The sequence below is a fragment of the Chitinophagales bacterium genome (assembly GCA_041392475.1).
Classification (GTDB): domain Bacteria; phylum Bacteroidota; class Bacteroidia; order Chitinophagales; family UBA2359; genus JAUHXA01.
In genome coordinates, this window is sequence record JAWKLZ010000001.1 from 2,225,915 (window position 1) to 2,236,777 (window position 10,863).

At 38.0% G+C, this 10,863-nt stretch carries 7 protein-coding genes; 2 read left to right on the top strand and 5 right to left on the bottom strand.

All coding sequences use genetic code 11. From position 1 onward, the window contains the following. Positions 1-124: 124 nt before the first annotated feature. The 5 genes from R3E32_08225 to R3E32_08245 form a co-directional block, all read right to left on the bottom strand. Positions 125-529 carry a hypothetical protein gene (locus R3E32_08225; GenBank protein MEZ4884695.1) on the bottom strand — a complete coding sequence of 135 codons (405 nt, stop codon included), beginning with the start codon at positions 527-529 and terminating at the stop codon, positions 125-127. A 715-nt stretch (positions 530-1,244) separates the two neighbouring features. Further along, positions 1,245-2,660: an MFS transporter gene (locus R3E32_08230; protein ID MEZ4884696.1), complete on the bottom strand. Its 1,416-nt coding sequence runs from the start codon at positions 2,658-2,660 to the stop codon at positions 1,245-1,247. Next, positions 2,657-3,247 carry an alpha-ketoglutarate-dependent dioxygenase AlkB gene (locus R3E32_08235; protein MEZ4884697.1) on the bottom strand — a complete coding sequence of 197 codons (591 nt, stop codon included), beginning with the start codon at positions 3,245-3,247 and terminating at the stop codon, positions 2,657-2,659. The genes R3E32_08230 and R3E32_08235 overlap by 4 nt, the downstream gene beginning before the upstream one ends. 146 nt (positions 3,248-3,393) lie before the next feature. Continuing rightward, positions 3,394-4,665, bottom strand: a complete 1,272-nt coding sequence (gene pepT, locus R3E32_08240) for a peptidase T (protein MEZ4884698.1) — start codon at positions 4,663-4,665, stop codon at positions 3,394-3,396. 201 nt (positions 4,666-4,866) lie between these two features. Further along, entirely contained in the window at positions 4,867-7,830 is a 2,964-nt protein-coding gene (locus tag R3E32_08245) for a TonB-dependent receptor (protein MEZ4884699.1), read from the bottom strand. 859 nt (positions 7,831-8,689) lie between these two features. On the opposite strand from R3E32_08245, the gene R3E32_08250 reads away from it, so the two are divergent. Next, a complete protein-coding gene (locus R3E32_08250; GenBank protein MEZ4884700.1) occupies positions 8,690-9,199 on the top strand; it encodes a carboxypeptidase-like regulatory domain-containing protein in 510 nt (169 codons plus the stop codon). A gap of 488 nt (positions 9,200-9,687) precedes the next feature. Further along, complete coding sequence (locus tag R3E32_08255; GenBank protein MEZ4884701.1) at positions 9,688-10,776, top strand: methyltransferase; 1,089 nt, start codon at positions 9,688-9,690, stop codon at positions 10,774-10,776. Positions 10,777-10,863: the final 87 nt, after the last annotated feature.

Sequence of the window (10,863 nt, forward strand, 5' to 3'; positions counted from 1 at the left end):
TTTTCGTATTTTCTTATTATTGTGGTAGTCCTTAATAGATTTCTTTCTTGTTTCAATTATTGTTTTGAATGAAACAAATAAAACAATCAATCCAATAATGCTTGTGATTAATATTAGTATAATTTCAGGACTGCTCATTGATTGATAGTTTATTTAATCTATCATAGATACTATAACTAAAGATAAATGATATTATTGAAAGTATAAGAGAACAATAAAAAAGTATATGAGGTCTAATTATCTCTTGTTTTGGAAATTCAGTAATGTAAGAAATTACTAAAATACCTGCATATACAGCTACCTGAATTGCTGCCAATCCTATCATTTGAGTTTTCCAAACACTTTCTTTTTTGTGTTCTAATTCATTTAGGTTAGTGAGATTTAATACTAATCCAAAGGTAATAAAGTCAGATTCATTCATTAAAAAATCATACCCTGCATTTTTACCAACTACAAACATTAAAAGTCTCAATAAAAAAGGAAGCAATCCAATGGCAACTGTGTATATCAACCATTTTGTTTTAATCATTTTCTATCCTTTTTTAACCTTGTAGTGTTATTAAAAAACCTTAATAAAGATACTAAAAGTATGGGGTTTGGTGGATTTTAATGTCATTTTAATGTCATTTTAATGTCAAAAAATACCAACTTCAAAGAAAGTTAAAGTTTACGCAAATCTTACGCACTTAAACTAAAAAACCCCTGCAAATCACTGATTTACAGGGGTTAATAGCATTTGCTAATGTTGCGGAGACAGGACTTGAACCTGCGACCTTCGGGTTATGCCTACCACTACAGTTTTCACTGCTCCTAATTGCTTAGGATTTGTAGTCTGGACTGTCCCTTCATCTTCAGCCGAATTGTTAAGATGTCTGCCAACCAGTCTCTACACCTTTTTTGAAAACAATTGCTTACTTTCAAAACTTGGCTCGGGATTATCACACTAAAGATTTCCCCGAATTTGACAGATAAACACATAAAAATTTCTTTTTATGCCGCCCAAACAAATCGAATTTTAACAAATCATTGAAAGTGTTTCATTGATTCAACATTCAATTTGCATTTCTTTGAGCCCGACGAGCTACCTACTGCTCCACTCCGCGATATTTAGAAAGAACTATCTCTTTCATTAAGAGGCTGCAAATATAGCACCTTTTTTGGAAACAACCTAATTTTTATTAAAAACTGCTTGATCTTTTTAAAAAGAGTTCCTTTTTATCTATCCGTTCCTGTTCAAAAAACCATCACAACTCCCTCAATTCCTTCACACTCGCCCCAATCAAAGCCGTCATTGCAGCAGCCACCGCAATAACTGCATAAATCACATTAATCGGAACAGTAGCAGCCGCAATGCCTGTCAGCGCAATCGAAACAGCGGTAATTCCCTGCACGCTGACCCCAATCATACTAAAAACCCGCCCCTGCATTTCGCTCGGCACAAGCTGCAAAATAATCGTGGGTCGGGTCACAATAATCATCGGAATCGCCAAACAGTGAATCACCAAAGTCAAAAACATCCCTTCAAAAGTCGTCACCCACAACAAAGGCAAAAAGGTAATCCCATCCAAAGCAATACCCCACAAAAGAATCGAACTTTTGCGAAAAAATCGGCTGTAATAGTTTAATAACAACGTTCCCAAGACCATCCCAATCCCATACGCAATCTGCACAAAAGCATAACTTTCTACTCCCTTCTTCAATATCTCCCGCACAAAAATCGGCGCACCAATCACCGCAGGTCCCATCAGAAAAAAATTATTGGAAATCGTCATCAACACCAAAGCCAGCAAACGTTTATCCCCCTTCACATACGCCAAACCTTCACGCATATCCTGTAAACTCTCTCGAATCACCACTTCAATATCTTTCCTCCTACTTTTTGTTTGCTTCGCTTCAACTGTACCGACTTCTTCGGCATGTTCCATTGGCAAAGTTTCCAACTGTTGCCAAAGTTTTGCATTCTGCGTCTCCGAGGTTTCCGAGCTTTCGTGTTCAACTCCCAAAAACCTCTGCGTCTCTGTGTCTCTGAGTTCAATTTCACGCTCAGTGTGCCTCAGTGCCTCCACACCTCTGTGTTCATTCAACCGATAAATAAAATAAAACGACAACAAAAACGTCAAAGCATCCACCAAAAACAACTGTACCTCATTCACAAACAACAGCAAAAAACCTGCAATAGCTGGCCCTACAAACAGTGCATACTGCCAAGAAGTGTGAATCAAAGAATTGGCTTGAAGTTGTTTGTCAGAATGTACGATTCTCCCCACCAAAGCATCCCGAGCAGGGTTGAACAAGGTATTGAAAGAAGCAATAGCAAAAGTAAATAGCCCCAAAATCAAACCATTCAAACCACCCACATAATACAAGATTGGGATACATGCCACCAAAACTGCCCTCGCTACATCTGCCAACAACATAATCCGTCGCTTGTCAAACCTATCTACCAATGCCCCACTGAACAGACCGAACAACAAACTCGGTAAATATCCCGACATCGCTATCAAACCAGTTGCAGCATTCGAGCCTGTCAACTCTAATAACATCCACAACAATGCGATTTCAAAAATAGAATCCCCTGACTGCGAGATGGTTTGACCAGTAAAAAGGTTGAAAACATTGCTATTGATGAAGAGGCGGTTGAACCAAGAAGGTTTGTTCATTCTGAATAGGCTCTTAAAGTAATCGAAATTCTCTTGCCACTGTATTTTTTGAAGTGAGGTACTTCGTGTGTCCAATGTTGGTTCGTATTCCACGGCACAACAATCACATTTCCATTCCGTATTTCTATATCCTTGAAACCCTTGTTTTTGTAAGGTCTCATTCTGAAAACCCGTTCTTCTCCAAGAGAAATCGTAACAATTGGACTCCCCTCTTGTAAATCTTTTGTGCTATCTCGATGCGCTCCAATGTAGTGATTTTTCAAGCCATCATACCAGTTCAACAAAAGCCCGTTCAATCTTTCATCAATATTTTCTTGTGACCACTCCAAAAAAACTTTTAGTATGTCTGGAATAGGGAGTGCATTGTTTTTAGAACCCGTATAGCGGTAATTTTTTCCATAGGCTTGCTGCCATCTTGGCGTAGGAATTTCTTTGCCGTGAATTTTTACAATATGGTATTCTTCGGGATGCAAATCCCATATTTTCAGAAAGGTAGCATCATCTAATACAAAATTAGAGACAGGTTTTTCAGATGTAAAAACCAAATAATTTGTATTTAACCGTATAGTTTCAAATAGTGTATTCATTATTCACATTAACTTATCCCAACTCTATAAAAATCAAATTCCTATGTCTCCATGTTCCATCCTACAAAAAATCTCTCCATCTCCCTGTCTCTCCGTTCAAAATCCCAAATCCAGTGAGCAAAAACCCTCTATGTCTCCATGTTCAATCAAGCCCTCTCCTCCCAAATCTGACAAAGCTGCAAAATCGTCTCCGCAGACTTCTCCATATCCTGCACCGAAACCCATTCGTGCTTAGAATGAAAAGCGTGTTCTCCTGCAAAAATATTGGGGCAAGGCAAGCCCATAAACGAAAAACGAGAACCGTCTGTACCGCCTCTTATGCTTTTTTGGACAGGCTTCAAACCCGTTCTTCGGATAGCTTCCAAAGCATATTCAGCCACTTGTGGATATTGGTCTAAAATCTCCTTCATGTTGCGGTATTGTTCGGTGACTTCAAAACGATAGCTCGATTCGGGGTAATTTTTCATCACAGTTTTGACTATATCCTCCAGTTCCGCTTCATGTTGCTTCAATTTTTCTGTGTCAAAATCTCGAACAATAAACTTCAAAGTCGCCGACTCCACCATACCTACAATATCGGTTGGATGCACAAAACCTTCTTTTTCCTCAGTAGATTCAGGAGAAAGGCGATTTTTGGGTAAAAGAGCGATGATTTCACCAGCAATCTTGATAGCACTTTCCATATTGCCTTTCGCAAAACCAGGATGTGCGCTTTTTCCTTCAATGTGAATGACCACACCATCCGCCGAAAATGTTTCACACTCCAAAGTACCAGCAGATTCACCATCAATCGTATAGCCAAAATCTGCGCCCAGTTTTTTCATGTCCGCCTTGTTTGCGCCTCGACCAATTTCTTCATCAGGCGTAAACAAAATGCGAACTTTGCCGTGTTTGATTTCGGGGTGATTCACCAAAATATTTGCAGCACTCATAATCGCTGCCAAACCCGCCTTATTGTCTGCTCCTAACAAAGTAGTTCCACTTGCCGTGATGACATCGTTGCCGATTTGAGATTTCAGTTTGGGATGGTTTTGAAGGGTGAGAATTTGATCCGTATCATCGGGTAAAACAATGTCCGAACCATCATATCTTTCATGTACGATGGGTTTCACATTTTCGCCACTGCAATCAGGAGAGGTGTCCATGTGAGAGCAAAAACACAAAACAGGCACATCTTTGTCCGTATTGCTGTGAATCGTAGCATATACATAACCATGTTCGTCCAAATGTGCATCGTCAATGCCCATCTCTTGCAGTTCTTCGACCAATACTTTACCGAGGTTTTTCTGTTTTGCCGTTGAAGGACAAGTGGGAGAATCTGGATCAGATTGGGTGTCTATTTGTACGTATTTCAAAAAACGATTCTTTGCAGTATGTTGATAGGCTTGCATTGAATTTGTTTGAAGCTCTGTTTTCATTGTTGTATTGTTAATTTTTTTTGTATGAAATTCATACAAAAGTAAGTGTTTTTTCTCAATGTCTTTTTCAAAAAAACGCCTGTTTGAGTTTCCTAACTTGAAGGAAACCCTTGTCACAAGTTTCTAAAAAAAAGCGGTGATTCTTCTAATGGAAAAATCACCGCTTCGTTTACTATAATATCAAGTATTTAATATCAGATTCTATTGCAAAGTAAACAATACTCTTGCAAAGATATGACGACCATTTGTGCTGAACTGAGGCGAACGGCGTGTGTAAATGAAACGACCATCTGATTGGAAAGCAGGATCGGATTCATCTGGGTAAACATCCAAAAGATTGTTTGCACCTATGGTGAGGGACAAGTCATCTGAAAAGCTATAACCGACACTCAAATCTGTTACGACTTTACCACCATAATAAGGATTGATAGAATCGTCAGTTAGATTCAAATCTGCATCAAAAATGTTGGCAGTAGTCGCTTCCGTAGTTTCACCAAAATAGGTGTTACGCAAGTAAAAAGTCCATTGATCCATAGTCAAAGTATTGCTCAGTGTCAATTTGGTTCTCGGAACAGCTTGTTCCAAATAGATTCTACTTTCTTGATTAAAGTAGGTATTCACCAATCCTTTTTCTCTCAACAAGTCAGAAGCATTGATACCTGCATCTTGGTCCCATTCTGTTTTTGAGAACGTACCTGCCAAGTCATTGGTCAAAGAGCCATTACCCAAAGCGGTTCTGTGTGAAACCACAATGTCTAAACCCTGTGATTTGGTGTCAATCGCATTGGCAAAGAAGTTAGCACCCGTTGCACCTGCTTGCTCAAAAATTGACTGCAATTCTTCGTCGCCACCTGCACTGAAAGTACCTGTCAAAATCACACGGTCTTCAATGTTTACTTGGTAAGCATCAACCGTCAAACGCAAGTTGGCATCTGGAACTTTAAGTGTGAAACCCAAACTGAAATTTTGAGAAGTTTCTTCCTTCAATTGAGGAATACCCAACAATTTTGCAGCCCTTGAAGTATTCGCAAAAGTTCCTTCTTCTTGTGCTACCGATACGCCATCCACCAATCTAAAAATGGTAGAAGTACGGCTAAAGTGAATTTGGTGCAAAGAAGGTGCACGGAAACCTGTACTATGCGCTCCTCTAATGGCTAAGTTGTCGCCTACTTTGTAGCGTGCCGCCAATTTGTAATTGAAGGTAGAACCAAAGTCAGAATAGTTTTCAAATCTAAGTGCTGCATTCACCAAGAAAGCATCAGAAAATTCAAATTCTGTATCTAGATAAGTTCCCACACTTGAACGGTTGGCATCCACTTCGTTGGTTGGTAAGAAGCCTGCAAAACACTGCGAACCTGAAGGACGATTTCTGCCCAGAAGGTCTTTTGAGAACAAAGAGCTTGGTGTAGTTGGAGTCACCAAATTACCGTTGATGTCGTAATTTCCAAATGAAGATTCGGTTCCAGGAATGACTTTGAAGTTTTCAAATCGGAATTCTGTACCAAATGCTACGTTGATTCCTTTCATCCCTTCCATGCTGTCAAAATATTGAGCAACATCGAAGTTAGCTGTATTTTGGGTAAATGTGTGTCCTCCCGCATTGAATTCGGTAGGAGAAGAAGCCCCCATTGTTGCATTGTGAGTATCGGTTATATAATAGAGGAAACTGTTTTGACCGTATGTATTGCTAAAGTCAATGTTCCAATCACCAATCATACCTTTGATGCCCGCTGCAATAGATTTGTCATTTATATTGGAATTGATTTTAGGTACTGTACCATTTGGATAAATGGCTGTTGTCGTACGATCTTGATTCGGCAATCGGTAGAAACATCCTGAAGTACCTTGTCGGTAGCCAATGCCTCCAAAGCTATAAAACTCCATATTTTCGCCCAATGGAACTGCCATATTTGCGAAGAATTTACCGCCTCTAAGTTGAGATTGTCCGATACGCATATTGTAGTCGCTTCTGACTTGACCTCTTGCAGCTAATTCTTCGGTGGTGAAGTCTGCACCTAACAAACCTTGTACAGTTGCCAAATCAGGCGCATTGGCAATTTGACTCTTCAAATCAGATGAAAAATAGCTAACATTTTGAGAGTAGTCTTGCAACTGCTGCATAGACAATTGACTTACATCTTGTCCTGCCGCTCTTGCGATTCTTTCCACACTATTTAAGCCATTGAAGATACCGCCCGAAAATTCTTTCATTCGATTGGTTGCTCCTCTGTATTCAAATTCGCCTGTGAAATTGATAAAACCACCTTGTTCGCCAACTGGTAAACCATAGTTCAAGCCCAAATTGACGACTTCGCCATCTTGATCTTTTAGTTCTCCTTCAAAAGCACCAATTTCGCTGGTAAAATTAGCACCTGTTGTAAGGTTGAGACTCAATTTGTTCACATCGTCTTTCATACGGATGTTGATGACTCCTGCAATGGCATCTGAACCATACTGAGCTGCGGCACCATCTCTTAGCACTTCAATGGTTTTTACGGCAGAAGCAGGGATAGCATTCAAATCCGTACCTACATTACCTCTACCAAATGTACCGTTCACGTTTACCAAAGAAGAAGTATGTCGTCTTTTACCATTCAACAATACCAACACCTGATCAGGCCCTAAACCACGCAAAGCGGCGGGATCAATGTGGTCTGTACCATCCGAAATTGTTTGGGTATTGGACGAAAAGGAGGGCGCTGATGTGTGCAGCAATTGATTCAAAGTTGTTTGAGGAGCTGCCACACTCAGTTTGCCGACGTTGATAACATCCACAGGAACAGGGGCATCGGTATTGGTTCGATTCGCTGTACGAGTACCTGTTACAATCAACTCGTCCATTTGGATACCTACTGAAAGTGTAAAGTTAGTAGTGATAGACCTATCAGTCTGAATGGTGATGGAGTTTTCCTGTGAGCTAAATCCAACATAACTTGCAACTAAGACATAACTACCTGGTTCTAAACGCAATGAATACCTTCCATCTAAGTCTGTTGTTGTACCGATAGTTGTGCCTTTTACAACAACCGTTGCAGAAGGTAATGAACCATTTTCGTCTGATACTGTCCCGCTTACTGTTCCTTGCTGGGCAAAAAGAAGAAATGGTGATAGGAGCAATATAGCTACTAATAGGGTTCTTAAGTTTTTGTAAAAAAGATTTTGCATAGAATGAATGAATTTTGGTTTATAAAATAATTGGATTGATTGTTTTGTTAAAATAGGATGTTAAGGTAGTAAAAATTTGTAGAACCATTAGTATTTTTTCTAATGATTTATATTTATAAGATGTGCTAAGTAAGTATAGGGTTGCAAGTTGGGTGACATTTAAGAAATTTTGGTAGTGGCAAACTCAGATAATGCTACTTTGATTAATTGATAGAAAAAAATATATGTTTATCATTTATTATTCAACAATTTGGCTATTTAAGCATTACGTGTTTCCCCCTCCCCTTCTGTTTTACTTTTTATCTTCAAAGCGATTATACAGTTACAATTACCAACCCAGAAACACAAGGAATATATATTCGACATTTCACGATTTCGAAAAAACGAAGTGACCTATATTGCAGGAAAAACTATTGGCAAATTGTATATTTATCCTACTTTTGCCAAGCTAAACGATTCGAATTGATTTGCCTTCAAAGTCAGGAAATTATTTGATTGAGTTATTTAATTTTGTTTCTATGAACAAGGAAAGTAAGGAACACTATGACCTTGTGGCAAGTTTGAAATATTCACCACAAAACCCCAAGCACTTGGGCGGTAAGAATAATCTTTGTAATTTGGCTCTCGGATGTCACATAAAGTACGTGAACAAATGAAAAGACTACTTCAATAAAATAAACGAAGGGGGGCTGATTTATGTGTGAGCCTTATTCGGTGAAAGTCCCTTTGCCTGCTCCGCATTTCAATCAGAATACTATTCTTAGGAGTATTAGAAGGCATAACCTACCCGAGCCATACCTTCAAAGAGGTTGACACATCAGGTATGTAAAATGTTGGCAGCAATCAAAAAAATCATATAATGAATAAAAAAGTCACAATCCTAACAGCAGCTCTACTATTTATAAGCACTATGGCTTTTGCACAAAAAAGCATATCGGGAAAAATCATAGATGCTGATGACCAACAACCATTAATTGGAGTAGTAGTCCAACTACAAGCAAGCGGAGCAGGAACTGTTACAGACGAACAAGGAATTTTTCAAATAATTTCTGAAAAGGAAAACGATATAGCCATCATCAAATACTTGGGTTATGATGAAATGCAGCTTGAAATAACTCCTGAGACAACTAAATTAGGAAGTATTGAATTGGTGCGGGCAAATACGACCCTTGATGAAGTCATCGTTAGTGCATCACCAAATAACTTTAAGGCAAAATTTAAGGGAAGTAATTTTAAAATTAGCCCGATTACCCTAAAAAATATCAACCCATTGAGTACTGAAGAGGTGCTTAGGACTGTTCCTGGTGTCAATAAGTACCTAATCAAAATTATTGGTACATTTCAAAAATCACAAAATGTTTATTATTAATCCCTTGTGAAGATTTTAATATCCTTTTAAATCTGGTTAGGTACTTACTATTACAACCATCTCTCTTTTTGATATTCTCGGCAATCAGGTTTCAGTTCTACACCCAAACAGTCGTAAAGTGACTATCAATGTAGCTGATTTAGTCAGAGGAGTTTATATTGCAAAGATTTCCACTCATACAAGATTAAGCAGCATCAAATTGATGATTGAATAATCCATTCAATAGGATTAATCATGATCATAGAAGGTTATAGTATGAAAATCCTGTGTACACAAAATAACTTCTTCTTTGAAGATAAACTGGGTACACAGGATATTTCTCTGTCAATACACCAGCCTTTTTTTGAAATTGTGTGATGCGTTGTGGTGGCGGTTGTCCAAGAACAATTTATATTTGGAGGGTGAAAAATAGTTACTTTACAGAATATTGTGTAGGGCAGAATATTCTTTAAACACTTTCGTACTAAAGAATATAGTACCTTAGTACAATGAACAAGGAATTGATAGATGCTGACATAAAAATAAATAGACCTAAACCCATAGAGTTTGGAGCAGAATTAGCCTATTTTAATATAGAAACGGATGCTCAAGAAACGATTGATACTTTACTTTTAGGAAAATACGTCTTAATAGAAGGATTTTATAGCAATGGTTTGAATCTCTTAAATGAATTGCAATCTTATCTCAAAATAAAACATCCAAATCAAGGTTTTCTGGAACAACGGGCATTTCGTTTAGAATATCAAAAATTATCAAATCTTGTATTAATTGAAGTTAATGAACACAAATTAGTGGTCAAGAAAGCTCCATTAATCGGATGGTTGGAAAAATTATACCCTGAATCACACGACTTTCTACTCACCCTTCCTCAGATTCAAGGTTTAAACAGTGCTTGGCAATGGTATCTTAAGGGTGTAATCATTCCTGTTTTGAGAAATAAGATTCATCCTTATTATGGTGTTTATTTTCCAACTCGTTTTGAACATTTGCAACTTTTTGACAATTGGTTAAAACGCTATGAAGGTCCCAAAAAATCAGCTATTGATGTTGGTATAGGAAGTGGCATACTTTCATTTCAACTGATGAAGTATGGCTTTCAAAAATCGTATGGTACGGATCTGAATCCCAATGCCATTATTGGATTGAAGGAATCCATGAAAGGAACGAAGTTATCTTTGAAAATAGAGATTGTTTGCGGTCATTTATTTGGTACGTGGGAAAAACAAACAGAGCTGATTGTCTTCAATCCTCCTTGGTTGCCAGCATCACATGATTTAGATCGTCTTGATGAAGCAATTTACTATAACAACCAACTTTTTCCTGAGTTTTTTGAAGAAGCGAAGAAAAGATTGCTTCCAGATGGCAGAGTTGTACTATTATTTTCTAACTTAGGTCAAATAACAAATGTGACAAGAGAACATCCGATAGAAAATGAGTTGCTCAATGAATCTCGTTTTACCTTAGATAAATGTTTTAAAAAATCAGTAAAAAAGGCATCTGCAAAAACAAAAAGAAACCAATATTGGCGTGCCACAGAAGAGGTAGAATTATGGGTATTAAAGCATAAGCAGGGATAATTAATAATTTATTTGTCAGCATTTTAGCGAAAAGTAAAGAAGAATTTCTACAATTGGATAACTCTCCCTCATGCGGTGATAGCAGTT

What these genes read in the sequence shown, in the direction of transcription:
- R3E32_08230 (MEZ4884696.1), bottom strand. Translation starts at nt 2,660, where the DNA reads ATGAACAAACCTTCTTGGTTCAACCGCCTCTTCATCAATAGCAATGTT.
- R3E32_08250 (MEZ4884700.1), top strand. Translation starts at nt 8,690, where the DNA reads ATGAATAAAAAAGTCACAATCCTAACAGCAGCTCTACTATTTATAAGC.
- R3E32_08245 (MEZ4884699.1), bottom strand. Translation starts at nt 7,830, where the DNA reads ATGCAAAATCTTTTTTACAAAAACTTAAGAACCCTATTAGTAGCTATA.
- pepT (MEZ4884698.1), bottom strand. Translation starts at nt 4,665, where the DNA reads ATGAAAACAGAGCTTCAAACAAATTCAATGCAAGCCTATCAACATACT.
- R3E32_08255 (MEZ4884701.1), top strand. Translation starts at nt 9,688, where the DNA reads ATGAACAAGGAATTGATAGATGCTGACATAAAAATAAATAGACCTAAA.
- R3E32_08225 (MEZ4884695.1), bottom strand. Translation starts at nt 529, where the DNA reads ATGATTAAAACAAAATGGTTGATATACACAGTTGCCATTGGATTGCTT.
- R3E32_08235 (MEZ4884697.1), bottom strand. Translation starts at nt 3,247, where the DNA reads ATGAATACACTATTTGAAACTATACGGTTAAATACAAATTATTTGGTT.